The organism is Streptomyces sp. NPDC016309 (genome assembly GCF_043077235.1).
In the GTDB taxonomy this organism is placed as follows: domain Bacteria; phylum Actinomycetota; class Actinomycetes; order Streptomycetales; family Streptomycetaceae; genus Streptomyces.
The window spans coordinates 103,369-129,565 of the sequence record NZ_JBIBSG010000004.1 but is presented as its reverse complement, the minus strand read 5'-3'; the positions used below and the strand labels follow the sequence as shown (position 1 = coordinate 129,565).

The following is a 26,197-nucleotide window of genomic DNA, read 5'->3' as shown; positions in this document are numbered from 1 at the left end:
GCGCGCCAGCACCTCCGCCGCCTCCGGCCCCGCGCCCTCCGCCGCCTCCGGCCCCGCGCCCTCCGCCGGCTCCGCGCCGGCGACCCGCGGCCCGGGTGCGGCGGCTTTGGTCACGGCCCCGCTCGTGAGCGTCATCGTCGGGCCTCCCGCGGAGCCGGCACCGCCGCCGGCCCCGGCACCGAGGCCGCCGCCGGTTCCGGTCCTCCCGCCGCCACCGGCGCCAGGCCGAGTTCGGCGTGGGCCTTGTCGACCATCGCCCGGGCGTGGCGGAGGCCCATGCGGTCCAGCACGACCCGCAGGCCGGCCAGCTCGGCGGCGGTACGGGCGGGATCCGCGCCGAGGCGGGCGCGCGCCTTGACGGCACCCAGCCGGGACAGCGCCTCGCCGCGCGGCTCGTCCATCCCGCGGAACTCCGCCAGCGCCTGCTCGTACGTCTCCAGCGCCTCCGCGTACCGCCCCGCCCGGTACAGCACGTTGGCCCGCATCTTGTGGTTGTAGGCCAGGGCGCTCGTCAGGTCCATCGACCGGCAGCCCGCCTCCGCCCGGCCGAGGAGCTCCAGCGCCCGGGCGGTGTCGCCGTCCCGTACCGAGACGATGTCCGCCAGCCCCCGCAGCGCCCAGGCGTGACCGCGCCGGTCGTCGGCGGCGGCGGCTATCTCCGCGGCCTCCTCGAACAACGCGTACGCCGTGTCGTACCGCCCGCTGTTGCGGTGCATCTGCGCGATGCCCTCCAGGGCCCACACCGTGTGCCGCGCCTCGCCCCGCCGGCGTGCCTCGGCGAGCAGCTCGTCGTGGAGCGCGCCGACGGCCTCGTAGTCGCCCTGGATACGGCCGGTCTCCGCGAGCCCGGCCAGCGAGTAGCCCTGGGCGACGATGTCACCGCCCTGTTTGCCCAGGTCAGCCGCGTACCGCAGCAGCCGGAAGGCGAGCCTGAGCGCCCCCCGTTGCCGGGCCAGCGTGCCACCGCTCCACAGTGCCCACGCCATCGCCGGTACGTCCCCGGCGGAGCGGGCCGTGCGGTAGCTCGTCTTCCACGCCAGGTCCGCCGATTCCACGTGGCCGAGCCGGCGGTGCGCCTCCGCCACCGCGAGCGCGGCCCGCGCCATCTCATGGGCGTCCCCCGCGCGCCGGGCGGCGACCAGCTGATCGGTCGCCGCGGCCAGCACGTCCGTGAGCGAGGAATTCACCGACAGCGCGCTGAGCGCGCCCTGGTACTCCGGCGCGAGTGCCTTGCTGAACATGACTGCCTTTCCCCGAGGGGCGGCCGCGGACCGTACGGCGGATGGGCCATCCGGCGGCACCCCTTCCTGTCTCGTCTTCTCCGGCTGACTGCGCGCGCTGCTGGGAGGGAAGAGGATCAAGAGACCGGTGGGGTTCCACTTCCGGGTGACGGATGGTGACCGATCCCGGCGTACGCCGGCCCTGGCCGGGAACCCGCCGAGGTCCGGAGCACGACGCTGGAGGACCGCCCATGACGGATCTGGCTCCCGCCCACCGGCTGTGGGCGACGCGTGCCGTGGTGTTCGACACCGACGGCGTGATCACCGACACGGCCCGGGTGCACGCCGCGGCCTGGAAGGCGGCCTTCGACGCCCATCTGCGCGCCCGCGCCCCCCGGCCCGCCGCCACACCGCCGTCCCCCCGGCCGCCCGCCCCGCAGGACGCCCCGCGGCCGGCCGCCGCACCCGCCGGCGACCCGCGGTTCGCGCCGTTCGACGAGGTGGCGGACTACCTCCGGTACGTGGACGGGAAGTCCCGCCTCGACGGCGCCGCCGCCTTCCTCGCCGCCCGCGGCACCGCTCCGTCGCCTGCGACGGTCCGGGCGGTCGCCGCGGAGAAGGAACGGCTGTTCACCGAACTGCTCCGGGAGCGGGGCGTACGCACCTTCCCCGGCACCGTGCGGCTGGTGCGCGCGCTGCGCGGCGCCGGCGTCCCGGTCGCCGCCGTCTCCGCGTCCCGCCACGCCCGCGAGGTGCTGGCCGCCGCGCGGGTGGCGGACCTGTTCGACGTGTGCGTCGACGGCGACGAGGCGGCCCGGCTGCGGCTGCCCGGCAAACCCGACCCCGCGCTCTTCCTGGAGGCCGCCCGCCGGCTCGCCGTGCCGCCCGCCCGGTGTGCGGTGGCCGAGGACGCCCTCGCGGGTGTCGAGGCGGGGCGGCGCGGCGGCTTCGGCCTCGTCGTGGGCGTCGACCGCGCGGCAGGCCCCACCACCGGGGACGCGCTGCGGCGCGCGGGCGCCGACCTCGTGGTGCACGACCTCGCGGAACTGCTGCCGGCCCCCCGTGAAGGAGTGCCGTCGTGACGGACTGGACCTGGGAGTACGAGGGCTACGCGCCCGCCGGGGAACGCCTCCGGGAGTCCCTGTGCACCCTCGGCAACGGCTACTTCGCCACCCGCGGGGCCGCCCCCGAGTGTTCCGCCGACGGGGTCCACTACCCCGGCACGTACGTGGCGGGCTGCTACAACCGCCTCACCTCCGACGTGGCAGGCCGCACGGTCGAGAACGAGGACATGGTCAACCTGCCCAACTGGCTGCCCCTCCGCTACCGCGTCGGCGACCCCGCGGAGCCCGGCGCCTGGCTGGGCCCCGACAGCGACCAGCTCATCGACCACCGCCAGACGCTCGACCTGCGCGCCGGCACCCTGGAGCGCCTGGTGCGCTACGAGGACGACGACGGCCGGCGACTGGCGGTGCGCCAGACCCGGCTGGTGCACATGGCCTCCCCGCACCTGGCCGCGCTGCGCACCGAGTTCACGGCCGAGAACTGGGCCGGGACGCTGGAGGTCGAGGCCGGTCTGGACGGGAACGTCGCCAACACGGGGGTGGCCCGCTACGGCCAGCTCGCCTCCCGCCACCTCACCCACGGGCACACCGGCGACGCCTCCGCCGACACGGTGTGGCTGCGCTGCCGCACCCGTACCTCCGACATCCGTGTCGGCCTGGCGGCCCGCACGACCACCACGGGCGCCGAGGACACCACGCGCACGGTCCGCCACGCCGACCGCCGCGTCGACCAGTGCCTCCGCCTGGAGCTGCGGCCCGGCGGCACGGTCGTCGTCGACAAGACCGTCGCCCTGCACACCTCCCGGGACGCGGCCATCAGCGACCCGCTGCACGCCGCCGTCGACCGGGTGCGCCGCGCCCCGGGCTTCGAGGCGCTGCTGGCCTCCCACCGCGCGGCCTGGCGGCAGCTATGGCGGCGCGCCGCCCTGGACGTTCCGGACGAGGCGGGCCGCATCCTGCGCCTCCACCTGTTCCACGTCCTCCAGACGCTCTCCCCGCACACCGCCGACCTGGACGTCGGCGTCCCGGCCCGGGGCCTGCACGGCGAGTCGTACCGCGGGCACGTCTTCTGGGACGAGCTGTTCGTCCTGCCCTACCTGAACCTGCACTTCCCCGAGGTGTCCCGGGCCCTGCTCACCTACCGGCACCGGCGGCTGGAGCGGGCCCGCTTCACCGCCCGCGACGCGGGCTGCACCGGGGCCATGTACCCCTGGCAGAGCGGCAGCGACGGCCGCGAGGAGACCCAGCTCCTCCACCTCAACCCGCGCTCCGGCCGCTGGCTGCCCGACCACTCGCACCTCCAGCACCACGTCGGCTCGGCCATCGCGTACAACGTGTGGCAGTACTGCGAGGCCAGCGGCGACACCGAGTTCCTGCACACCAAGGGCGCGGAGATGCTGCTCCAGATCGCCCGCTTCTGGGCCTGCCGCGCCGCCTGGGACCCCGGCACCGGCCGCTACCGCATCCGGGGCGTGCTGGGCCCGGACGAGTACCACGACGCCTACCCGGACGCCGACCACCCGGGGCTCGACGACAACGCGTACACCAACGTCACGGCCACCTGGGTGCTGGCCCGCACCCTCCGGCTGCTGCGCGACCTGCCCGAACCGCGCCGGCGCGAACTGGCCGAGCGCACCGAGCTGCACCACAGCGAACTGGAACTGTGGGAGGACGTCTCGCGCAAGCTTCACGTCCCCTTCCACCGGGGCGTGATCAGCCAGTTCGAGGGCTTCGGCGACCTGGCCGAGCTCGACTGGGAGGGGTGCCGCCGGCGCTACGGGGACATCCGCCGGCTCGACCGGATCCTGGAGGCGGAGGGCGACTCGGTCAACCGCTACCAGGCGTCCAAGCAGGCCGACGTGCTGATGCTCGGCTACCTCTTCTCACCGGCCGAGCTGCGTGCCCTGCTGCGCCGGCTGGGCCACGAGCTGGACGACGGGACGTGGCGCCGGACCGTCGACTACTACCTGTACCGCACCAGCCACGGCTCGACGCTCAGCGGTCTGGTGCACGGCTGGGTCCTGGCCCGGGTGCGCCGCTCGGAGGCGTGGCGGTTCTGCCAGGAGGCCCTGGAGGGGGACATCGCCGATCTCCAGGGCGGCACCACCGGGGAGGGCATCCACCTGGGCGCCATGGCGGGCACCCTCGACCTCGTCCAGCGCGGCCTGACCGGCCTGGAGACCCGGGACGGCGTACTCCGCCTCGACCCGGTGCCGCTGCCCGAGCTGTCGCAGTACGACTTCACCCTCCGCTACCGGGGCCACTGGGGCGTACGGCTGCGGATGACGCCGGGCCACCTGCACATCGCCGTCCCCGGCTCCGGCAGCGAACCCATCACCATCGAACTGGCCGACGGGGCCGTCGTGCCGGTCGAGCCGGGCGAGGTGCGCGAACTGCCGCTCCCGGCCTGAGGCCCCCCGGGCCTCACCCCGCCCCGCGCGAGGCCGACCGGGGCCGCCGTCACGCGGCGGGCGTCACAGGTGGTGCTGGACGTGGGCGTAGGGCACGTCGACGCGCCTGCCGCTGACCCTGGCGGGCGTGACGGCGACCCAGCAGGCCTCCGGTCCGCCGACCCACGGCGTGCTGTACGCCAGGTCGTCGAGGCCGCGCACCGCCTCGGGGTCGGTGACCCGGTGCGGGGTGCCCACCACCAGGACGCTCCAGCCCCGGCACAGCGCGTCGTCGATGTGGTCCACCTCGAACGCCATCCGGCTGTCGCCGGTGAGCGGCGCCAGCGCGTCCGGAGCCACCCGGAAGGCGACCTCGCCGTCCGTGACCAGGTAGTTCACCGGCAGGATCGCCGGCCCCTCCTCCGTGGTCACGGCCACGTGTCCCACCCCGTGCGTGCCCAGCAGGGTGCGGCACTCGTCCAGGTCGAGGTCGACCAGCTCGGGGTGGAGCGGGGCGTGGCCGACCCCGGGCGGCAGGTCGGCGGTGCCGCCGGTGAGCTCGACCACGCTGGTCTCCAGCGCGTCCGCCAGCCGCAGCAGGAAGCCGATCCCCGGAGTGGCCGGCTGTTCCTCCAGGTACTGGATGTACCCGGGCGCCGAGCCGGCCCGGACGGCGACCTCCTCCCGGCTCAGGCCGAGCAGCTCCCGGCGGGCGGCCACACGACGGCCGATGTCCCCCCGGCACGGTCCATGGGCGTGCGTACCGGTCGCACGCCCCCGCAACGGCGAATTCTCGGGCATGGGAGGCACCGTCCCTTCACAGGTGCGCCACCGTGGGCTGCCTACCAGCCCACGGTACGCCTCGGAGCGCTCCCCCACCCGTGCGGTGGATCCCGGTGCCTCAGACCCGGTCCGCGGCGATCAGCAGGTAGTGGAAGCTGCCCTCCCGGTACGCCGTGAGGAACGGCTCCTCGATGCCGGTGGCCAGCGCGGACCGGGCACGCAGCTCCCAGTACGGGATGGTCCGGGCGGTGAGGTCCACGACGGTGATGGGGACGAGACCGGCGGCCGCCATGGCCTTGAAGTACTCGCTGCGCGGGTGGATGTTGCAGGTGTAGTGCTCGTCGATGCGGCTGACGGCCTTGGAGCGGCCGCCGGTGAGGTCGTTGTAGCAGCCGGTGACGCACACGTAGCGGCCGCCGCGGCGCAGCACGCGGGACATCTCCGCGTACAGCTCGAAGAGGTCCACGTACATGGTGGTCTCGTTGGTCCAGGCGGCCCGGCGGGAGCCGGTCTCCAGGCGGGTGTCCAGCATGTTGCGGAAGTGGAACCGCACGCGGTCGGAGACGCCGCGCTCCTCGGCCTGAGTGTTGGCGAACCCCACCTGGTACTCGGAGATCGACACCCCGTCGACGTAGCAGCCGAAGCGCTGGTTGGCCATGAAGCCGGTGCCGCCGCGCCCGGAGCCCGCGTCCAGCAGCCGGTCCTCGGCGGTGACGGGGCCCAGGTGGTCCAGCAGCACGTCGGCCTGCGCGGTCTCCAGGCGGTGCAGCTCCCGGACGATCCGCTCCTGGCGGGTGTCCTCGGGGCCGGTCAGGACGGAGGGGTCGTAGTCGCCCAGGCCGTAGTGGTGGTGGTACAGGCCGTCGACCTCACCGAGCCGCAGGTTGACCGGGTCCTGCCGGTTGGTGTTCCAGTACGCGGCGACGGACTTCTGGAAGTCCGTCCGCAGCACCTCCTCCGCGGAGGTGGTCGTGGTCATGCTCGGGTACTCCTTGCCGGTCCGTGGGGGGTCGCGCCGGGCGCGGTGGGGCGGCTACTCGGCACGGGGCCGGACCTCGACGTTCTCCAGGATGCCGACGGCGTCGGGGACCAGGACGGCGGCCGAGTAGTAGGTGCTGACGAGGTAGGAGATGATCGCCTTCTCGTCGATGCCCATGAAGCGGACGTTCAGCCCGGGCTCGTACTCGTCCGGCAGACCCGTCTGGTAGAGGCCGATGACACCCTCGTTGTCCTCGCCGGTGCGCATGGCGATGATCGAGGACGTGTGGTGCTCGGTGATCGGGATCTTCCCGCACGGCAGGAGCGGGATGCCGCGCCACGCGGGGATCTGGTGGCCGCCGACGTCGACGCTGCCGATGTACAGGCCCCGCTTGTTGCACTCCTTGCCGAACGCGGCGATCGTGCGCGGGTGCGCGAACAGGTACTGGGTATTGCGGCGCATGCTGATCAGGTCGTCGAGGTCGTCCGGGGTGGGCGCGCCGGAGTGGGCCTGGATGCGCTGGTCGTACTCCGTGTTGTGCAGCAGCCCGAACTCCGGGTTGTTGACCAGCTCGTGCTCCTGGCGCTCGCGCAGCGCCTGGACGGTCAGCTTGAGCTGCTGCTCCGTCTGGTTCATCGGCTGGTTGTAGAGGTCGGCGACGCGGCTGTGCACCTTGAGCACCGTCTGGGCGACGCTCAGCTCGTACTCACGGGGGTCGAGTTCGTAGTCCACGTACGTCGTGGGCAGGTCCGGCTCGCCCTCGTGGCCGGAGAGGAAGCTGATCTCGACCTCGCCGTACTTGTTCGTCGGCTTGTGCCCGTTGGAGGTGAGGCTCCGCACATGGTCGCGCAGCGTCTCGTACTGGCCAGCGACCTGCTTGTAGGCCGTCTGCGAGAGCACCAGGGCGGTGGTCCGGGTCACGGCGCGGACGGTGAACTCCCACTTCGCGCCGGTGTCGCCGGCCAGCATGCGGCCGCCGATGGAGTCGCCGTCGGCGAGCATGCCGAGGCGGGTCTCGCCGTCGTCGTACTTGGCCCTGCCGATCTTCTCGACCTTGCCGTGCGCGATCAGGACGACCTGGTCGGCCTTGCGGCCCGCCTCGACCAGGACCTGGCCGGGCTCGAACTCCTTCTGGACGAACTTGTCGGCCATCGCGGCCAGCGCGGTGGGGTCGCCGAACCCGCGCAGCAGCGGCAGTTCGGCGAGTTCCGCCGGGACGACCTGCACCTTGGAGCCGGTCTGGACGAAGGTCATCCGGCCGTCCCCGACGGCGTACGACAGCCGGCGGTTGACCCGGTAGGTGCCGCCGGGCACGTGGACCCAGGGCAGCTTGCGCAGCAGCCAGCGCGAGCTGATCTCCTGCATCTGGGGCTCGGACTTGGTGGTCGTGGCGAGGTTGCGCGCCGCGCGGGTGCTGAGGCTGAGCTGGATCCGCTCCTGCGTCTGGATCTTCGGCTCCGCGGGGGCCGGGCGTGTCTGGACTGCCATGAGCTGCTTTCCCTTTCGTATGGTGATCCACGTGGCGGGCGGCCGACCGGACGGGCGCGCTCCTCGCCAGGAGTCATCACGCGTAGTGAATATGCGTGACGTACAGTGATGGCGGATTGGCGTGGCTGTGCGCGTGTCGCGCCGCAGCGCGCGGCGGGTCCGCGCGCCCCCCCGCTCGCGCAACCGCCCACTCTCCGCCTCCCGCGCCCCCTCGGGCACCCGCGTGGGGAGGCGACGCATTCCGTCGGCCGGCGCGCCACCGCGCCCGGCGCCCGCTCAGCCGGCGGTGAGGAGGACGACGACCAGCGTGCGGGGCCCGTGCACCCCTTCCACCCGGTCGAGTTCGATGTCGCTGGTGGCCGAAGGGCCGGAGATCCAGGTCAGCGGCCGTGCCGGGGTCAGCCTGGGCAGCGCCCGGGGCAGCGAGGCGACGACCTGGCCGGGCGCGCGGACGACACACACGTGCAGGTCCGGTACGAGGCTCAGGGCGCGGCGCCCCTGGCCCTGCGACGCGTCCAGCACGATCGTGCCCGTCTCGGCGATCGCCAGCGCGCAGGCGGTGACGACGGCGTCGGTGGCGTCGAGTTCGTCCGGGGACAGCGGGCGCGCGGCCGTGTCGTACCGCAGCTCCGCACCCGTGCCGGAGAGCCAGGCGGCCGGCAGCCCGGGCGGCACCGCCACCGAAGCCGCCCCGCGCTCGGCGAGCGACCGGGCCACCAGCGCCGGGAGTTCGGCCTCCGTGGCGCGGTGGACGTGCGCCCGGTAGTCGGCCAGGTTGTGGTGGAGGAGGTCCAGCAGGGCCGCCGGGTCCTCGGGGGAGTGGCTCACCCGGTAGTCGCGGGCAGGCTCGGGGGCGTCCGGCGCGCCCGCCACGGCCGCCCGGACCCGGGCCAGGATCCGCTCGCGGGCGCTCATCCGCGGTTCCTCCTCCACCAGTCGCGGAACGACCGTTCCGGCAGCTCGGGCAGCTCACGCCCGTCGGTCCACGCCCCCGCGCCCGGCGGCCGGGACGGCAGCACCCCGCGGACCGCGGAGGCCGCCCGCTCGGCGGCCGCGAGAGCCCCGGGGTGGTCCAGCAGCCAGGTGGCCGCCCCGACCGCCGCCCGCTCCGCCCGGTGCCCACGGCCGCCCCGCCCGGCGACCTCGCCGCGAAGGTGGACGAGCACCTCCGGGATGTCGATCGCGACGGGGCACACCTCGTAGCACGCCCCGCACAGCGACGAGGCGTACGGCAGCGAGGCGTCGATCTCACTGGCCGTGCCGCGCAGTTGGGGCGTGAGGATGGCGCCGATCGGACCCGGGTAGACCGAGCCGTACGCGTGGCCGCCGGCCCGCTCGTACACCGGGCACACGTTCAGGCAGGCCGAGCAGCGGATGCAGCGCAGCGCCTGGCGGCCCACCTCGTCGGCGAGCGCCGATGTGCGGCCGTTGTCCAGCAGGACCAGGTGGAAGGCGCGCGGCCCGTCCGCGTCCGTCGTCCCCGTCCACATGCTGGTGTACGGGTTCATCCGCTCGGCCGTCGACGAGCGCGGCAGCGTCTGGAGGAACACCTCCAGGTCCCGCCAGGACGGCACCACCTTCTCGATCCCGACGACCGAGATCAGGGTCTCCGGCAGGGTCAGGCACATCCGCCCGTTGCCCTCCGACTCGACCACCACCAGCGTGCCGGTCTCGGCGACCATGAAGTTCGCCCCGGAGATCCCCACCTTGGCCCGCAGGAACTTCTCCCGCAGGTGCAGCCGGGCCGCCTCGGCCAGGTCGGCGGGGGCGTCGGTCAAGCCCTCCGGCGCCGGGCGGCCCCAGTCGGCCATCCGGTCGCGGAACACGTCCCGGATCTCCCCGCGGTTGCGGTGGATCGCCGGGACCAGGATGTGCGAGGGCCGGTCCTCGCCGAGCTGCACGATCAGTTCGGCGAGGTCCGTCTCGTACGCGGCGATGCCCTCGGCCTCCAGCGCCTCGTTGAGGCCGATCTCCTGGGTGGCCATCGACTTGACCTTCACGACCTCCCGTTCACCGGTCGCCCGCACCAGCGAGGTCACGATCCGGTTGGCCTCCGCGGCGTCCTCCGCCCAGTGGACCGTGCCCCCGGCCGCCGTGACGGCCTCCTCGAGCCGCAGCAGATGGGTGTCCAGGTGGCGCAGTGTCCGGTCCTTGATCCGTTTCCCCGCCTCGCGCAGCAGCGCCCAGTCGTCCAGTTCGGCGACCGCCCGTGCCCGCTTCTCGCGGATGGTGTGCGTGGCGTGCCGCAGGTTGGCCCGCAGCACCGGATCGGCCACCGCGTCGGCGGCCGCCCTCGGGAAGGCGGGCATGCCCAGGTACGTTCCGCTCATCGCGGTTGCTCCTCCTCCGTGGCGGCCAGGATCTCGGCGATGTGCAGCGCCCGCATCCGCTCGCCCTCGCGCCGGAGGACGCCGTCGATGTGCATCAGGCACGAGTTGTCCCCGCCGCACAGCACGTCCGCCCCGGTGCCCACGGCGTGGCGCACCTTGTCGCGGCCCATCGCGACCGACACCGCCGGGTTCTTCACCGCGAACGTCCCGCCGAAGCCGCAGCACTCCTCGGCGCCGGGCAGTTCGACCAGTTCGAGGCCCCGGACGGCCTCCAGCAGCCGGCGCGGCCGGTCGCCGAGCCCCAGCAGCCGCAGCCCGTGGCACGACGGGTGGTAGGTCACCCGGTGCGGGAAGTACGCCCCGACGTCCGTCACGCCCAGGACGTCCACCAGGAACTCCGTCAGCTCGTACGTCCGGGGTGCCAGGTCCGGTTCGCCGAGCCGGGCGTAGTGGTCGCGCACCATGGCCGCGCACGAGGCCGAGGGGGTGACGACATACGTGTGGCCCTCGAAGGCACCGGCCGTGCGGCGCGCCAGCCGCCGGGCCTCCGGGCGGTAACCGGTGTTGTACTGGGGCTGGCCGCAGCAGGTCTGGGCCGCCGGGAAGTCCACCTCCACGCCCAGGCGTTCGAGGAGGCGCACCGTGGCGATCCCGGTCGAGGGGTACACCGCGTCGTTGACGCAGGTGACGAACAGCGCGACGCGCATCGCCGCTCCTTCCAGCCGCTGCCCGGACGAGGATAGGGCCCGCGCGGCGGGAGCCGGTGGCCGGGCGCGGATCCCGGCCACCGTGTTCCCGCGCCACGGGCCCCGGCCGTCGGCGGTCCTCCGGCCGGGCGGCCGGCCGGGACGTCGCCGACCCGACCTAGTCCTCCGTCGCGTCCAGCGCTTCCCGCGCCGCCCGCGCGGCCGCCGCCGCGGCGGCCGTCACATGGGCGGCGGTGGTGGCCTTGTCGATGCCCAGGCCGGTGAGGACGCCCCGCCCGTCCTCGAACTCCAGCAGCGCGAGCAGGATGTGCTCGGTCCCGACGTAGTTGTGGCCCAGCAGCAGGGCCTCGCGGAAGGTCAGTTCCAGGACCTTCTTCGCGCCCGCGTCGAACGGAACGAGATCGGGTACCGCGTCCGCCTTCGGCGGCAGGGTCGCGGCCGCCTCCTGCCGGACGGTGTCCAGCAGGACCCCTTGGGCGACGATCGCCCGGGCGGCGAGCCCCTCGGGCTCGTGCAGCAGCCCGAGGACCAGGTGCGCGGGGCGGATCTCGTCGTTCTCCGCCGCGTGGGCCTCGTTCTGCGAGGCCATCACCACGTTGCGGGCGCGGTCGGTGAAGCGGCTGAAGCCCTGGGCGGGGTCCAGGTCCGCGGCCTCGCCCGCCTTGGGGACGAAGCGCTTCTGGGCGGCCTGCCGGGTGACGCCCATGCTCTTGCCGATGTCCGTCCAGGAGGCGCCCGAGCGCCTGGCCTGGTCCACGAAGTGGCCGATCAGATGGTCCGCCAGGTCCCCCAGGTGGTCCGCGGCGATCACGGCACCGGAGAGCTGCTCGAGCGCGTCGCCGTGCGCCCGCTTGATGGCTTCGATGAGGTCGTCGAGGCGTACGGGATGTGTCATGCCGACTGGTTGCGTCATGCGTCAACCGTAGGTTGACACTCGCCAACTGTCAACGGCGAGTTGACATTTGGCGGGTGGGCGGGGCGTCCGGCGGGTCACCGGTCCGCGTCCACGGGCAGCAGCTCCCCGCCCACCGGCAGGCCCTCCACCCGGCGGTTGTCGACCACCACCAGCTCGTACGGGTGACGGCGGCCCCGCTGCCACTGGCCCCCCGACAGCCGCACGGTCGCGATGTGCGGCACCGGACCCGAGGTCCAGTCGAGCGGACCGGCCACGGTCCGGAGCCGGGTCGCGCCGAGCGCCTCCGCCACGGACGCGGGAACCGTCGGGTCGGCCGCCGTCGCCAGGGCGTGCGCGGCCACCTCGACCAGGGCGTACGCCAGGCCCAGCGGCTGGAGCCACTGGTTGCCGGTGGCCCGCTCGTACCCCTCGGCCAGCTCGGCGGCGGTCATGCCGTCCAGGGAGGAGCGGTAGGGGTGCGCCGGGGTCCAGTAGACGAGCGTCGCCACGTTCGCCACGGCCGCCGCGCCGTCGTCCCCGGCGGGCGGGTACGCCAGCCAGCGGGAGCACGTGATCATCCGGGGGCGCAGTCCCTGCCGGGCGGCCTCCCGGCGGAACACCCCGAGGTCCTCCCCGGTCGCCGCGCTCGTGACGACCTCCACGCCCGCATTCCGGAACGCCGTCACGTGCCCGGCGAACGCGGCGGCCGGCTCCCGGTACCCGGCCGGGTCCAGCAGCCGGTGGCCGCGCGCGCGTGCCGCGGGCAGGAAGCCGTGCGTCCCGTGCCGCGACCAGCCGCCCTGCGGGCCGTCGTTCCACAGGCACCCGACCGTCCGCCCGGGCCCGCCGTCCGCCTCCCACAGGTCGGCGAAGGTCTCCGCGATGTCGTCGAGCCCCCAGCAGAAGTGGTACGTCCAGCGCCGCGGCCGGCCCCCGTGGACGTACACCTGCCACGGGAACGTGCTCGACAGACAGGGCACCCCCGCCTCCTCGCAGGCGTCGGCGACCGCCGGCAGTACCTCCGTGCCCGCCAGCGTGAGCACCATCCGCGCCCGCTCCACCTCCACCAGCTCCCGTACCGCGCGCCGGGCGCCCGCGGCGGAGGAGCGGCTGTCGCGCCCCACCAGGCGCAGCCGGCCACGCAGCTTCGGCGCCAGCAGATCCATGGCGTACGCCAGCGGGTCGCCCAGCCGCGCCAGCCGCCCGGTGCGCGCGACGACCACGCCCACGGTCGGCGGCTCGGGGGAGCAGGTGCGTTTCTCTTCGGTGTTCGTGCGGTCCATGCCCCGGACAACGCCCCAGCCGGTCAGGTGTCACGCCCCGCCGCACGCCCGCGCCCACGCGGCCTCTCCGGCCGCCTCCGGGGGCGGGTACGCCGGGGCGGACCGGCACGGGGCACGCCGACGCGTCCGGCCCCCGGGCGGGGGCCGGACGCGGTCGGCGGCGGAAGGGCGCGGTGGCGCCGGGTCAGTCGACGGTGAGGACCAGCTTGCCGGCGGTGCGGCCGGTCTCGCCCAGCGCATGGGCCTTGGCGGCGTCCGCCAGCGGGAAGGTGCCCGCGATCGCCGCCCGCAGCCTGCCCTCCTCGGCCAGCCGGGCGATCGCGTTCATGCCCGCGTGGTCCGCCTCCACCAGCAGCAGCTCGGTGCGGACGCCGTGCCGCTCCGCGTGGGCGGCCAGCTCCTCCCCGCCCATCGGCAGGATCGACACCAGCAGGCCGCCCCGGCGGAGCGTGCGCAGCGAGCGGACGCGGTAGTCCTCGTCGCCGATGGTGTCCAGGACGACGTCGACGTCGCCGACCTCCTCGGCGAAGTCCGTCTCCCGGTAGTCGATCACCTCGTCGGCGCCCAGGTCCTTCAGGAACGCGTGCTTCCCCGCGCTGGCGGTGCCGATCACGTACGCCCCGCGCGCCTTGGCGATCTGCACGGCCAGGTGGCCGACGCCGCCGGCCGCCGCGTGGATCAGCACGCGCTGCCCCGCCTCGACGCGCGCGGTGTCGACGAGCGCCTGGTAGGCCGTCAGCGCCGCCAGCGGCAGGGCGCCGGCCTGGACGTGGTCGAGGCCGGAGGGCTTGCGGGCGAAGGCGCGGGCGGGGCCGGTGACGTACTCGGCGTGGGAGCCGACGCCGTACGGGTACGGCAGCATCCCGAACACCTCGTCGCCGGGCTTGAACAGGGTCACGCCCATGCCGACCGCCTCCACCACCCCGGAGACGTCCCAGCCGAGGACGTAGGGCGGGTCGCCCAGGAACATCCGGCCGCCGCGGTGCTTCCAGTCGGTCGGGTTGACCCCCGCCGCGCGTACGCGTACCAGTACCTGGCTCGGGCCCGGCTCGGGGCGCCGCAGTTCCACTTCCTTGAGCACCTCGGGGCCGCCGAGGACGTCCTGACTGATCGCGCGCATGGTCGTTGTCGTTGTCATGCGGACCAGCCTGCCGGGGGAGGACCGGCCGGAAAATGGCACGATTGCCAAGGTCCGATAGGATCGTGCCATGCATCGTGTGGTCGTCCTCGCCCTCGACGGCGTGTATCCCTTCGAACTCGGCATACCGAACCGCGTCTTCGGCTCCGCCGGCGGCCGGTACGAGGTGATCACCTGCTCCGTCGACGGACGTCCCGTGCACACCGGCTCGGACTTCTCGATCACCGTCGACCACGGGCCGGAGGCCCTGGCCACGGCCGACACGGTGGTCATCCCGCCGTACGACATGGGGCTGATCGCCGCCGAACCGCCCGCGCCGGCCGCCGCCGCGCTGGCGCGGATCCGCCCGGGCACCCGGATCGTCTCCATCTGCACCGGGGCCTTCCTGCTGGCCGCGGCGGGCCTGCTCGACGGGCGGACCGCCACCACGCACTGGTCGCTGGTGCCGCACTTCCGGCGGCTCTACCCGCATGTGGCGCTCGACCCCGACGTGCTCTTCGTCGACAGCGGGGACGTCCTCACGTCCGCGGGCGCCGGCTCGGGCGTGGACGTCTGCCTGCACATCGTGCGCGAGGACCACGGCAGCGAGGTGGCCAACCACGTGGCCCGCGCCTGCGTGGTGCCACCCTGGCGGGACGGCGGCCAGGCCCAGTACATCGAGCAGCCGGTGCCCGAGACGTCGGACAGCGGGACGGGCGCCACCCGGCAGTGGGCCCTGGAGAACCTGCACCTGCCGCTCACCCTGACCGACCTCGCCCGGCACGCGCGGATGAGCACCCGGACCTTCGCCCGCCGGTTCGGCGAGGAGGTGGGCATGAGCCCCGGACGGTGGCTCATCCAGCAACGGGTCGCCCGGGCGCGGCAGTTGCTGGAGTCCACCGACCTGCCGGTGGACCGGGTCGCGGGCGAGGTGGGGTTCGCCACCGCCACGTCCCTGCGGCAGCACCTGCACGCCGCGATCGGCGTCGCCCCGCTCGCGTACCGCCGTACCTTCCAGGCCGCCGACCGGGACCTGTCCAGGCCCCGGGTGTGACCGCCCGGGGCCCCGCTCCGGTCCCGCTCCGGTCCCGTCCCGGTCCCCGGGGTCCCGCCCCGGTCCCGTCCCGGGTCCCCGGGTCCGTCCCGGTGACGGCCGCCCCGGGACGGCTCAGCGCAGCCCCGCCGCCAGCTCCGCGATCATGTCCGGCCCGACCCGGCAGCAGCCGCCGATCAGCCGCGCTCCCGCCCGCCGCCAGCCCTCCGCCCGCCCGGCGGTGAACGTCGGACGGCCGCGCCAGGCACGGGCCCCGGCGTCCCACCGCTCACCACTGTTCGGGTACACCACCACCGGCTTGCCCGTGACGCGCGCCGCGACCGCGACCGCGTGGCCGGCGTCCTCCGGGGCGCAGCAGTTCACCCCGACGGCGACGATCTCCTCCGACGCCGCCACCACCGCGAACGCCTCCTCCAGCGGCTGGCCCGCCCGCGTCCGGTCACCGGCGACGCTGTACGACAGCCACGCCGGCACGCCCAGGCCGCGCACCGCCCGCACCAGCGCCCGCGCCTCGTCCGCGTCCGGCACGGTCTCCAGGGCCAGGACGTCCGGCCGGGCCGCGGCCAGCACCTCCAGGCGCGGGCGGTGGAACCGCTCCAGCGCGGTGACGTCCAGCCCGTACCGGCCCCGGTACTCCGAGCCGTCGGCCAGCATCGCGCCGTACGGCCCGGCGGACGCGGCCACCCACAGCGGCCGGCCGGACGCCCCGGGGGCGGCCCGGCGGGCGGCCTCCCGGCCCAGTTCCACACCGAGCGCGAGCAGCTCGGCCGCCCGCTCGTGCCCGGTGCCGTGGCGGGCGAAGCCCTCGAAGGTGGCCTGGTAGCTCGCCGTCGTCGCCACGCTCGCGCCCGCCTCGTAGTAGGCGAGGTGCGCCGCCACGATCGCCTCGGGCCGGTCCGCGAGCAGCCGCGCCGACCACAGGTCGTCCCCGAGATCGTGCCCGGCGGCCTCCAGCCGGCCGGCCAGGCCCCCATCGAGGACGAGGGGGGAGGACGCGGTGGTGAGCGTGTCGGCGAAGGACGGCGTCGCGGCGCTGGTCATGGGGGTGAAGCTAGCCCAGGACGTCCGGGCATGCGGAACGGATCACCGGGTAGCAGGGCTCCACGCCGACATCCGGCGCTCGTGGAGGAAGGAGACCCGCTGTGCTGATGGCCCACCCCGCCGTCCTGAACAACCTGGTCGAGCAGTACGAGACCCTGAGGGTGCTGCACGCCGAGGCGGGCACCCCGGAGGTCCGGGAGCGCATGGACGAACTCGCCCGGACCCTGTGCGTCGCCACCGGCACCGCGGACGTGGACACCGCCCTGGTCGCCGCCCGTCACCGGCTGCCGGGCGCCCGCCCGGAGGACGACTCGCTGCTGACGTCCTGACCGGCGGCCGCGCCTGACCGGGGCCGCGCCTGACCGGCGGCCGCGCCCCCGCCGGACACGCCGGGCGGTCCGGCCCGGCGCGGGACGGGCCCCGGGCCGCGACGCGTGGTGCCCCCGCCGGCCGCGTACGGGCCACGCGGCCGGCAGCATGGCCGGGTGGGTCAGTCTTCCGCTACCACTCCGAGCTGCCGCATCAACCCGAGGTCGTCCACGTTCCACCAGCTCTCCGCGATCCTGCCGCCGGTGCAGCGGAAGGTCGCGTGACCGGTGCCGGACACGTCCCGGCCGGTGGGCTCGATGTCCCGGTACCTGCCGACGTGGCGGCCCGTGAACGACATGCGCAGGCACACCGTGTCACCCTCGGCGACCAGCCCCTCGATGGTGCACCGCGGCCGGAACGCCTCCATGATCTCCCGGTTCTCCGCCTTGGCGGTCTCCAGGTCCACGTCGTACGAGGTCAGCGAGGGGTCGTGCTCCCGGTAGTCGCGGGTGCACAGCGCGTCGGCCGCGTCGGTGTCCCCCTGGTTGATCACCTCGTCCACGAACTTCCGGACGACGAGCTTGTTGAGCTGCTCGTCCCGGACGACGTCCAGGTCCGTGAAGGTGGGTTCACCGTCGCAGAGGGCCGTCATCTCCTGGAAGATCCGGTCGGTCTCGGGCAGCTTCGAATTCTCCATCGCCTCCTCGTAGGAGGGGAATTCCACGATCTCCAGCACGTGCGCGGAGTCCGAGCGGTCCCGGCCCATCACCGCGTGCGTGGCCGTCCGCTTGCCCTGGGTCGCCTCGGCCCAGATGTCCAGCAACCGGTTCATCTCGTCGACCCGGTCGGTTCTGCAGTCGATGATCTGGACGAATGTCATGACGCCTCCCGCCGTTGGAGCGACTGCTGTTCTCAGCGTATGCCGCTCGGAGGAGCCCGGCAGAGCGGCCCGTCCCGGCCGTCAGCGCACTCCCGCGGCCGGTCCGTTGAGCGCCGTCGCAAGCTGGGCGCGGGAGCGGACGTCGAGTTTCTGGTAGATGCGGGTCAGCCGCGCCTCGACCGTCTTCACGCTCAGGTACAGCTTGGCGGCCGCCTCCTGGTTGCTCGCTCCCTCCCCGACCAGCCGGGCCAGCCGCAGCTCGGCGTCGGTCAGCCGGGACAGGGCGCTCCCGGCGGCGGGCACCGGGGAGGAGTCGGCGGGGGACGGGCTCTCGGCGGTCAGCCCGAGCCACGGCACCGCGCCCGCCCGCTCGAACACGGCAGCCGCCGCCTGCATCGCCGCCTGCGCGGCCGACCGTCTGCGCCGCCGCCGCTCCACCCGCGCCAGGGCGATCAGGCAGCGCCCCTGCTCCAGCACCAGCCCGAGCCCCGCGAACCGCTCGGCGGTCTCCACCAGCAGGCCCACCGCCTCGTCCGTCTTGCCGCTCGCCGCCAGGCACAGCGCGTACACCCGGTCGCAGCCCAGCAGCACCGTCGTACGGCCCAGCCGCTCCGCCACCGGGCCCACGTCGGCCAGCAGCGCCTGGGCCTCCTCCAGGGCGTCCCCGGCCAGCAGCGCCTCCGCCAGCTCCTCGTGCCAGCGCAGCATCGACGGGTCGACCGTGCACTGCGCGTTCTCCCCGTCCCGCACCCGGCGCAGCGTCTCCAGCGCGCCCGCCACGTCCCCGGTCACGAGCTGCACCCGGCCGAGCGCGTACAGGCTCCGCGAGAGGAAGACGTGGTCGCCCTCCTCCTCCGACGCCCGGACGCTGCGCCGCGCGTACCCGGCCGCCCGCGCGAAGCTGCCGCCCGCCGTCTCGGCCAGCGCCAGCGCGTACCAGGCCGGTCCCGGCGACAGGCCCGCCTCCAGCGTCAGGGCGAGCGACCGCCCGGCGTGCGCCAGCGCCGCCGCGCACTGGCCCCGCCGCGCCTCGACCTCGGCGAGGGTACGGAACAGCTCGATCGCGTCCTCGACCGGACCGCGCCGCTCCACGAGCGGCAGCAGCGCGTACAACTGGTCACGGGCCTCGGCGAGCCGGTCGTCGAACAGGGCGTGACGGATCGTGAGGATCTGGGCGGTGTTGTGGACCCCGAGCGGCCGGTCGGTCATCTCCAGGGCCCGTGCCTCCGCCAGCGTCCGCTCGGCGTCCGGCGAACCCAGCACCCGGTCCATCCGGGCCTGTTGGGTCAGCGCCCGCGCGGCCGTGTGCCGGTCGCCCACCGACATGGCCAGCGCCGCCGACTCGACCGCCGCCGCCCGGGACCGCACCGGATCGCCGTCCGCGAGGACGTACTTCACCGCCAGCCGCAACTGCACCGCGGCGCGCAGCGCCGGCTCGTGCTCGGAGTCCTCCGTGGCGTGCACATAGATCTCGTCCAGGTCGGTCAGTCCCTGCCCCGCCGTGTCCAGCACGGCGAGCCGCGCGCGGACCCGGTCGGCGGGCGTCGCGTCCCGGGCGAGCAGGTCGGCCGCCGCCCGCATCGCCAGGTCCGCCCGGGCTGCCCGGGCGGCCTCCTCGGCCGCGTCCACCAGCCGCTCCAGCCGCCGCCGCCCCAGGTCCGCGGGGGTGGTCTCGGCGGCCAGCAGCGCCAGTTCGGCGGCGAGCGCGCTGTTGCCGCGCCGCCGCGCGGTGTCGGCCGCCTCGGCGACCTCGGCGGCCAGGTCCTCGTCGGGCACGTCGTTGGCGAGCGCCCGGTGCCGCACCGCCTCCACCGGGTCGTCCACCACCCCGGCGAGCGCGGCGTGCCCCCGGCTGCGCTCGGTCCAGCAGGTGTCGTGGACGAGCGTGGAGGGCAGCAGCCCGGCCGTGAACGCGACCGTCCCGTCCTCGGTCAGCGATATCAGCCCGGCGCGTTCCGCCGCCGCCAGCTCCGCCTCCGCCGTCGGGCGGCCGGCCCGGCGCAGCAGCGCGGTGGTCGGCCGCAGCGCCAGGGCGGCGAGGAGCAGCGTGGCCCGTACGGGGGCGGAGGCGGGCGCCAGCATCCGGCGCGCCACGTCCCGGGCCCGCCCGGACAGGGGCAGCGCCTCGGCGTGGTGCACCGGGGCGGTGGCGTCGGCCAGCGACCGGCCGACCGCCAGGGCCAGGCGCGGGTTGCCGCCGCTCGCCCGGTGGATGCGGCCCGCGAGCCGGGACGGCAGCCGGTGGTGCACCAGCAGCTCCGCCATCTCGTCGGCCTGGAGCGGCGGGACCAGCAGCACGTCGGCCTCGGACGCCACCCACAGGGGCATGGGCGCGCCCCCGCTGTCGGCGCCGCCCCCGGCGTACGGGGCGGGCGTCTCGACGGCGACCACCCGCAGGGCGGGCGGGGCGAGATGCAGGGCGAAGCGCAGCAGGTCGGCGCTGTCGGCGTCGATGCGCTGGGCGTCGTCGACGACCAGGAGCACGGGGGACCGTTCGGCGAGGGTGCGCAGGATGCCCGCGATGGCCAGCCGCAGGGCGATGGGGTCCCAGCCGACGGCCGGCGCGGCGGACTCGCGGCAGAGCACCGCCACGGCGTCCCGCTGCGGCCCCGGCAGGCCGTCGAGCGCGACGGCGGGCACGGAGGCGACGAGCGCGGCCGCCGCCGCCCCGGCCATGCCCTGGTCCGCCGGCTGCGGGGCCAGCCACACCACCGTCTCGCCGCGCGCCCCGGCCTGTTCCGCGGCCGCCTGCGCGACCTCCGTCTTGCCGACGCCCGGGGGCCCGGTGAGCAGCGCCCGTCCACGGGCCAGCAGGACCCGGTCCAGCCGCGCGAGCAGTTCGTCCCGCCCGACGGGCGCGGCCCGGTCGGTCTGCCCGGGGCCGTACGGCATGGGGGCGCACGGCGTGGAGGGGTACGGCGCCGACCTCACTTGCGACCACCACCCTCCGGCGCGGACCCCCTGCCCGCGCCCTGCCCGCGATCCGTCTCGCGGTTCTGTCCCGCGAGCGCAGGATACGAACTCGGCCAGGGGAGTCCAGGTGTCCTGTCCGGTATGTGGACGAACACACAAGCGGGCGTGCCCGCGGCGAAGTACCGCGAGCACGCCCCTGACCTGTGAAGATGTACGTCCTGCCGGAGGATCAGAAGGTCAGGCTCCACGAGTCGATGTAGCCGGTGTCACCCGACGCCACGTCGCGGACCTGGAGCTTCCAGGTGCCGTTGGCGACCTCCGAGGAGGCGTCGACCGTGTAGGTCGCGAGGACGTTGTCGGCCGAGTCGTTGCTGCTGGAGTTCTTCAGCCGGTACGCGGTGCCGTCCGGGGCGACCAGGTCGACGACCAGGTCTCCGCGCCAGGTGTGCTTGATGTCCACGTCCACCTTGAGGGCGGCCGGGGCGTTGCCGGTGCGGCCGGTGACGGCGATCGGGGACGTCACGGTGGCGTTGTCCGAGATCGTCACGTTCGTGCTGTTGGTGAACGCCGCTCCGGTACCGGGGGTGGTAGTACCGGTCACGGCGTTCACGGTCTTGGCGGCGTCCGCGATACCGGTGCCGCAGCCGCCGGTGCAGGTGCCCGGCAGCGGTCGGGCGTTGGCCTTGATCGCGGACTCGATCTCGGCGGGGGTCAGGCTCGACTTGGCCGACTTCAGCAGCGCGGCGAGGCCGGCGATGTGCGGGGCGGCCATCGACGTGCCCTGGTAGGGCTTGTAGTTCTCCAGCGACTGGGTGGTGGTGCCCGAGTTCAGCGTGGAGAGGATGCCGTTCTCGGGGGTGGTGACGGTGCCGGGCGTGTCGGTGGCGCGGCGGGTCTCACCGCCCGGGGCCGAGACGTCGATGATGGAGCCGTAGTTCGAGTAGTACGAACGGTTGCCCTCGCGGCTGGTGGACGCCACGTTGATGACGCCCGCGCAGTTGGCGGGGGTGAAGCCCGAGGCGTTGGCGTTGCTGTTGCCCGCCGCGACGACGACGGTCGTGCCGCGCGCGACGGCGCCGTCGATGGCCGTCTTGTAGACGGACGGGCAGGTGGAGCTGGCGCCGCCGAGGCTCATGTTGATGACCTTGGCGGGGTTCGGGTTCGCCGGGATGCCCGGGACGCTGCCGCCGGAGGCCCAGGTGATGGCGTCGGCGATGTCCGAGGACGCGCCGCCGCACTTGCCGAGCACCCGGACGTGCTGGACCTTCGCCCCGTACGCGATGCCCGCGATGCCCTTGGCGTTGGACGTGGTCGCGGCGATGGTGCCGGTGACGTGCGTGCCGTGCCAGGAGGAGTTGCTCGCCTTGGAGCCGGTGCCGCACTCCCCGTCGGTGGCGTTCCAGTCGCCCTCGTCCTTGGGGTCGGCGTCGCGGCCGCTGCCGTCGCGGGCGTCGGCGGAGCTGGAGATGAAGTCGTAGCCGGGCACGATGTTGGCGCTCAGGTCGCTGTGCGCGGCGTACCCGGTGTCGATGACGGCGACGGTGACGCCGCTGCCGGTGGTCTTGTCCCAGGCGCCGGGCACGTTCATGCCGCCGGTGGGCTCGAACAGGTCCCACTGCTTGGCGTATTCGGTGTCGTTCGGCGTGACGGCCATCGCGTAGGCGCGGAGGTCGGCCTCCACGGAGGCGACCTGCGGGTCGGCGCGGAAGGCGTCCATGACCTCCGCGACGTCCTGCTTGGAGGCGTCCGCGCCGAGGTCGACCAGCGCGGCGCCGGTGGCCAGGCGGCGCTCGAAGCTGAGCTTCTCGCCCGTCTCGGTGGCCTTCGCCGCGGCGTCGCTCTTGGCGGCGCTGTTCGACGTGGCCTCGGCGGTACGGGACTTGTAGGTGACGATGACCTTGTCCACGGGCGCGCTGGGCAGCGCCGCCGGGGTCATGGCCTGCGAAGCCGGGGCAGCGGGCTTCGGGGTGGGGGTGGCCTCTCCGGCGAGGGCCACCGCGGAGGTGGTGGTCACGCCGAGGATCGTGGCGCTCGCCGCCACGACGGATATGAGTCTCCGCCTGGAACCGTTCAAGGTGTTCCCTTTCAGGGCAGCTCCGGCGACTCCCGGAGCGGCTGACGGTGCAGGGCGCGACGGGCGGCGGGCGCATGGGGACCGCGGACGTGCCGTGGGGGTGGCAGTCCGTGGACCCCGGGCCGGGTATGCCCCTTGCGCCGCCGCCGACGCGACGGCCCCTGGGGCGGGGCCGTCACCGGAGGATTCGCGTTACATGCACCTGACATCGAGGTGGCCGAGAACCTCCGGTGCGGCAGACAGTAGGGAAACCGGCCACGACCCCGATACGGGGAAAACCCTTGTCACCCCCCGCCCCCCACCCCCCTGCCGCCACCCACCGGGCGCCGGCCCCCCCTCCCGCACGGCCCGCGCCGGGCCCCGGCCCGGCGTACGGCAGGCACGGCGAAGCCCCCGGGCACGGGCACCCGGGGGCGACGGTCGGAACGGAAGGCGCGGGAAGGACACCCGCGGCTCGCGCGGCCCGGCCCCCCAGCCGGGGCCGCGCGAGCCGGCCGCCATGGCTGGGCCACGGCGGTCAGGTGGGTCAGAGACGGGTGCCGACGCCCGGAACGGTCCAGGCGGGGGCCACCCCGGTGAGCTGGCAGATCATGAGGTAGAGCGGGATGGGCGGGGTGTACGGCGACGTCGTGCCCGGCCGGTGGATCAGCCGCGGCCGCCGGTCGGGGACGTACGCCCCCGCCGCGTAGCAGGAGGGCAGCGGCCAGCGCAGGTCCGCGTCCGAGCCGGCCGGGACGATCCACCACCACCAGTCGGTGTCGGCGAACACGCATCCGTCGCCGGGCAGCCGGGACAGCAGCCGGAAGCCGTACCGCGCCGGTACGCCCACCGCGTCGCAGCCCAGGGCCGCCGGCAGCGACGCGGGCAGCGGGAGCCGCACCTCGCCCTCGGGCCCACCCCGCCGGGCCGGTTCCCGCCGGCCGCGCGCCGACAGGAGCGTGGCCATCGTCCTCAGCACGGGTCCGCCAGGCCGCCACCGCCGTGCGCCAGCTCCGCCCATACGACGCGGCCCGCCCCGTGCCGCGCGTCATGGGCGCCCCACGCGCTGCTGACCGCGTCCACGAGCATCAGTCCCCGGCCGCCTTCCTCCGGTGAGCCCCGCCGCAGCCTCGGCGCGGCGGCAGGGCACCCCTCGTCCTGGACCGAGACGCGCAACCGCTCGCCGCAGTCCCGGAGTTCGCAGACCACCCGGCAGCTCGCCGTGTGCACCACGGCGTTGGTGAGGAGCTCGGAGACGACCAGCGTCACCGACTCGCACACGGTGCCGTCCACCTCCCACAGCACCAGCCGTTCCTCGACGAGGTGCCTGGCCCTGGCGACCGATTCCGGGCTCGCCGCGAGTTCGAACGAGAAGCGGCGGACATCGGCGGAGATCGGGGGTCGTGGGGCTATGAGCCGGGGGGTGAGCGCGTTACCAGGAGCCACGACCGATTCCTCACATGGGGGAGCGGCGCCGTACGTCGCCTCTCCCGTGGCGGAGCGCGGCAGCCGCGTGAACTGGTTCACCAACTGGTTCACCGGAATACTTTCCTCCCGACTCGGACACTTGGCAAGTGGCACTCTGAAAGTTGCAGAGTGTGGTGTTCTCTGTGCCCGCCGCATGGCACACTCGTCGAAACAGCGCGTGGGGAGGTCTTAAGTGAGCGAGCCGCGGTCCGCCCCCACCGTGGGACAGGTCGTACTCGGCAAGCGTCTGCAGGATCTGCGGGAGCGGGCGGGGCTGAAGCGGGAAGAGGCCGCCAAGGTGCTCCGCGTGGCACCGGCCACGATCCGCAGGATGGAGACCGCGGAAGTCGCGCTGAAGATCCCCTACGTCCAGCTCCTGCTCCAGGCGTACGGGGTGACGGCCGACGAGGCGGAGGGCTTCGTCCGGCTCGCCGAGGACGCCAACAAGCCGGGCTGGTGGCAGCGGTTCCACGACGTGCTGCCCGGCTGGTTCAGCATGTACGTCAGCCTGGAGGGCGCCGCGAGCGTCATCCGGGCCTACGAGCCGCAGTTCGTCCCCGGCCTCCTCCAGACCGAGGACTACGCCCGCGCCATCCTGCGCGGCGGCGCCGTGGGCCAGGTCCGGCACGACGACATCGAGCGCCATGTGGCCCTCCGGATGGAGCGGCAGTCCCTGCTCGCCCGCCCCGACGCGCCGAAGTTCTGGGTGATCATGGACGAGACGGTGTTCCGCCGTCCCGTGGGCGGCGGGCCGGCCGTGATGCGGGCCCAGGTCGACCGGCTGCTGGAGGCCACCGAGCTGCCGAACGTCACGCTCCAGGTCGCCGAGTTCGCCTCCGGGCACCACCCCGGCACCTACGGACCGTTCGTCCTCTTCCGCTTCGCCGTGCCCGAACTCCCGGACATGGTCTACAGCGAGTACCTGACCGGCGCGGTCTACCTCGACGCGCGCCCCGAGGTGGCCTCGCACCTCGAGGTCATGGACCGCATGGCGGCCCAGGCCGCCACGGCGCAACGTACGAAGGAAATCCTCCGGGATTTCCGCAAGGAGCTGTGAATGGATAGCGCAGAGCGCATATACAACGGCATGCCCGCCGCCGAGCTCGGCGCCGAGGGGTGGCACAAGCCGTGGAGCGGCGGCAACGGCGGCAACTGCGTCGAGGCGATGAAGCTGGCCGACGGCCGGGTCGCGGTCCGCCAGTCCGCCGACCCCGACGGACCCGCGCTGATCTACACCCACGGGGAGATCGCCGCCTTCATCCAGGGGGCGAAGTCGGGCAAGGCCGACTTCCTGCTCACCTGACCGTCGGCCGCCCGACCGCCTTTCCGCTCACCCACCGCCCGTCACCTCGACCTTCCGTCACCTCACCTTCCGCTCAGCAGCATCCATGTCCGTCCACATCGCCAGGGGGAACGCCGGATGACCCGGATCGACACCAGCAAGCCGCACCCGGCCCGTATGTACGACTGGTTCCTGGGCGGCAAGGACAACTATCCGGTCGACGAGGAGATGGCCAGGCAGTTGCTGACCGTCGACTCCCGGGGGCGCGACATGGCCCGGGTCAACCGTGCCTTCATGCACCGGGCCACCCGCTGGCTCGGCGCCAACGGTGTCCGCCAGTACCTGGACGTCGGCAGCGGCATACCGACCGAGCCGAACCTCCACCAGATCGCCCAGCAGGTCGCCCCCGAGTCGCGGATCGTCTACTGCGACAACGACCCCATCGTGCTCGCCCACGCCGAGGCGCTGCTCCGCTCCACCCCCGAGGGCGCCACCGCGTACATCCAGGCCGACGCGCGGGAGCCGGGGGACATCCTCGAACGGGCGGGCGAGGTCCTGGACTTCACCCGCCCGGTCGCCCTGTCCCTGCTCGCCCTGCTGCACTTCGTGGACGACGAGGACGGGGCGTACGAGCTGCTCGGCCGGCTCGTCGAGCGGCTGCCGTCCGGCAGCTACCTCGTGCTGTCGCACGTCACCGGGGACTTCGACCCGGAGGGCGCGGCCAAGGCGCGCGCGCTGTACCGGAGCCGTGGCCTCACCCTGCGGCCGCGCACCCGCGAGGAGTTCACGCGCTTCTTCGACGGCCTGGAGCTCGCCGAACCCGGGGTGTCGCTCACGGCGGACTGGCACCCGGAGCTCGGCGAGGCCGTCCCGGTCGCCGGCGACGACCCGATCCCGGGCTACGCCGGCGTGGCACGCAAGCCCTAGGTCGTGTCCGCGAAG

Annotated in this window: 23 protein-coding genes; 7 read left to right on the top strand and 16 right to left on the bottom strand. The window is 74.4% G+C overall.

Translation table 11 applies throughout. From position 1 onward, the window contains the following. Positions 1–131: 131 nt before the first annotated feature. On the bottom strand, positions 132–1,241 hold the full coding sequence (locus tag ACF068_RS11420; protein ID WP_392273975.1) for a tetratricopeptide repeat protein: 1,110 nt from the start codon (positions 1,239–1,241) through the stop codon (positions 132–134). A gap of 230 nt (positions 1,242–1,471) precedes the next feature. Here ACF068_RS11420 and ACF068_RS11415 point away from each other — a divergent pair, with 230 nt between their 5' ends. Together ACF068_RS11415 and ACF068_RS11410 are read left to right on the top strand one after the other, a co-directional pair. Further along, complete coding sequence (locus ACF068_RS11415) at positions 1,472–2,302, top strand: HAD family hydrolase (RefSeq protein ID WP_392273974.1); 831 nt, start codon at positions 1,472–1,474, stop codon at positions 2,300–2,302. Further along, positions 2,299–4,695, top strand: a complete 2,397-nt coding sequence (locus ACF068_RS11410) for a glycoside hydrolase family 65 protein (RefSeq protein WP_392273973.1) — start codon at positions 2,299–2,301, stop codon at positions 4,693–4,695. Before ACF068_RS11415 ends, ACF068_RS11410 begins: the two co-directional genes overlap by 4 nt. Positions 4,696–4,758: 63 nt before the next feature. On the opposite strand, the gene ACF068_RS11405 is transcribed toward ACF068_RS11410, so the two are convergent. The 9 genes from ACF068_RS11405 to ACF068_RS11365 form a co-directional block, all read right to left on the bottom strand. Then, complete coding sequence (locus ACF068_RS11405) at positions 4,759–5,475, bottom strand: helix-turn-helix domain-containing protein (protein ID WP_392273972.1); 717 nt, start codon at positions 5,473–5,475, stop codon at positions 4,759–4,761. Positions 5,476–5,575: 100 nt separating this feature from the next. Further along, positions 5,576–6,436 (bottom strand): geranyl diphosphate 2-C-methyltransferase, encoded by an 861-nt coding sequence (locus tag ACF068_RS11400; RefSeq protein WP_392273971.1) that lies wholly within the window; start codon positions 6,434–6,436, stop codon positions 5,576–5,578. Positions 6,437–6,490: 54 nt separating this feature from the next. Then, a complete protein-coding gene (locus ACF068_RS11395; protein WP_392273970.1) occupies positions 6,491–7,924 on the bottom strand; it encodes a family 2B encapsulin nanocompartment shell protein in 1,434 nt (477 codons plus the stop codon). A gap of 276 nt (positions 7,925–8,200) precedes the next feature. Beyond that, positions 8,201–8,839, bottom strand: a complete 639-nt coding sequence (locus tag ACF068_RS11390; protein ID WP_392273969.1) for a lactate utilization protein C — start codon at positions 8,837–8,839, stop codon at positions 8,201–8,203. Beyond that, positions 8,836–10,254, bottom strand: a complete 1,419-nt coding sequence (locus tag ACF068_RS11385) for a lactate utilization protein B (RefSeq protein WP_392273968.1) — start codon at positions 10,252–10,254, stop codon at positions 8,836–8,838. The genes ACF068_RS11390 and ACF068_RS11385 overlap by 4 nt, the downstream gene beginning before the upstream one ends. After that, complete coding sequence (locus tag ACF068_RS11380) at positions 10,251–10,961, bottom strand: (Fe-S)-binding protein (protein ID WP_392273967.1); 711 nt, start codon at positions 10,959–10,961, stop codon at positions 10,251–10,253. The genes ACF068_RS11385 and ACF068_RS11380 overlap by 4 nt, the downstream gene beginning before the upstream one ends. A 157-nt stretch (positions 10,962–11,118) precedes the next feature. Next, a complete protein-coding gene (locus ACF068_RS11375) occupies positions 11,119–11,874 on the bottom strand; it encodes a Clp protease N-terminal domain-containing protein (RefSeq protein WP_392273966.1) in 756 nt (251 codons plus the stop codon). A 77-nt stretch (positions 11,875–11,951) separates the two neighbouring features. Then, positions 11,952–13,139: an ABC transporter substrate-binding protein gene (locus ACF068_RS11370; RefSeq protein WP_392273965.1), complete on the bottom strand. Its 1,188-nt coding sequence runs from the start codon at positions 13,137–13,139 to the stop codon at positions 11,952–11,954. A 184-nt stretch (positions 13,140–13,323) separates the two neighbouring features. Further along, entirely contained in the window at positions 13,324–14,277 is a 954-nt protein-coding gene (locus tag ACF068_RS11365) for an NADP-dependent oxidoreductase (protein WP_392273964.1), read from the bottom strand. A gap of 70 nt (positions 14,278–14,347) precedes the next feature. Here ACF068_RS11365 and ACF068_RS11360 point away from each other — a divergent pair, with 70 nt between their 5' ends. Next, complete coding sequence (locus ACF068_RS11360) at positions 14,348–15,310, top strand: GlxA family transcriptional regulator (RefSeq protein ID WP_392273963.1); 963 nt, start codon at positions 14,348–14,350, stop codon at positions 15,308–15,310. A 114-nt stretch (positions 15,311–15,424) separates the two neighbouring features. Here the strand turns inward: ACF068_RS11360 and mmuM are convergent, their stop codons facing one another. Beyond that, entirely contained in the window at positions 15,425–16,351 is a 927-nt protein-coding gene (gene mmuM, locus ACF068_RS11355) for a homocysteine S-methyltransferase (RefSeq protein WP_392273962.1), read from the bottom strand. Between the two features lie 101 nt (positions 16,352–16,452). Between mmuM and ACF068_RS11350 the strand changes: the two genes are divergently transcribed. Beyond that, positions 16,453–16,680 (top strand): DUF5133 domain-containing protein, encoded by a 228-nt coding sequence (locus ACF068_RS11350; protein ID WP_392273961.1) that lies wholly within the window; start codon positions 16,453–16,455, stop codon positions 16,678–16,680. Between the two features lie 161 nt (positions 16,681–16,841). Here the strand turns inward: ACF068_RS11350 and ACF068_RS11345 are convergent, their stop codons facing one another. The 5 genes from ACF068_RS11345 to ACF068_RS11325 form a co-directional block, all read right to left on the bottom strand. Continuing rightward, complete coding sequence (locus ACF068_RS11345; RefSeq protein WP_392273960.1) at positions 16,842–17,540, bottom strand: ester cyclase; 699 nt, start codon at positions 17,538–17,540, stop codon at positions 16,842–16,844. Positions 17,541–17,621: 81 nt separating this feature from the next. Next, the gene (locus tag ACF068_RS11340) at positions 17,622–20,432 is read right to left on the bottom strand and encodes an AAA family ATPase (RefSeq protein WP_392274365.1); all 2,811 of its coding nucleotides are present in this window, start codon (positions 20,430–20,432) and stop codon (positions 17,622–17,624) included. 250 nt (positions 20,433–20,682) lie between these two features. Continuing rightward, the gene (locus ACF068_RS11335; RefSeq protein ID WP_392274364.1) at positions 20,683–22,494 is read right to left on the bottom strand and encodes a S8 family serine peptidase; all 1,812 of its coding nucleotides are present in this window, start codon (positions 22,492–22,494) and stop codon (positions 20,683–20,685) included. Positions 22,495–23,053: 559 nt separating this feature from the next. Then, positions 23,054–23,473, bottom strand: coding sequence for a hypothetical protein (locus ACF068_RS11330; RefSeq protein ID WP_392273959.1), 420 nt, complete (start codon positions 23,471–23,473; stop codon positions 23,054–23,056). Positions 23,474–23,478: 5 nt separating this feature from the next. After that, positions 23,479–23,952, bottom strand: coding sequence for an ATP-binding protein (locus ACF068_RS11325; RefSeq protein WP_392274363.1), 474 nt, complete (start codon positions 23,950–23,952; stop codon positions 23,479–23,481). A gap of 214 nt (positions 23,953–24,166) precedes the next feature. Between ACF068_RS11325 and ACF068_RS11320 the strand changes: the two genes are divergently transcribed. From ACF068_RS11320 to ACF068_RS11310, 3 genes are all read left to right on the top strand, one after another. Continuing rightward, entirely contained in the window at positions 24,167–25,030 is an 864-nt protein-coding gene (locus tag ACF068_RS11320) for a helix-turn-helix domain-containing protein (protein ID WP_392273958.1), read from the top strand. After that, the gene (locus ACF068_RS11315; RefSeq protein ID WP_064072405.1) at positions 25,031–25,276 is read left to right on the top strand and encodes a DUF397 domain-containing protein; all 246 of its coding nucleotides are present in this window, start codon (positions 25,031–25,033) and stop codon (positions 25,274–25,276) included. Between the two features lie 117 nt (positions 25,277–25,393). Continuing rightward, positions 25,394–26,182: an SAM-dependent methyltransferase gene (locus ACF068_RS11310; protein WP_392273957.1), complete on the top strand. Its 789-nt coding sequence runs from the start codon at positions 25,394–25,396 to the stop codon at positions 26,180–26,182. Positions 26,183–26,197: the final 15 nt, after the last annotated feature.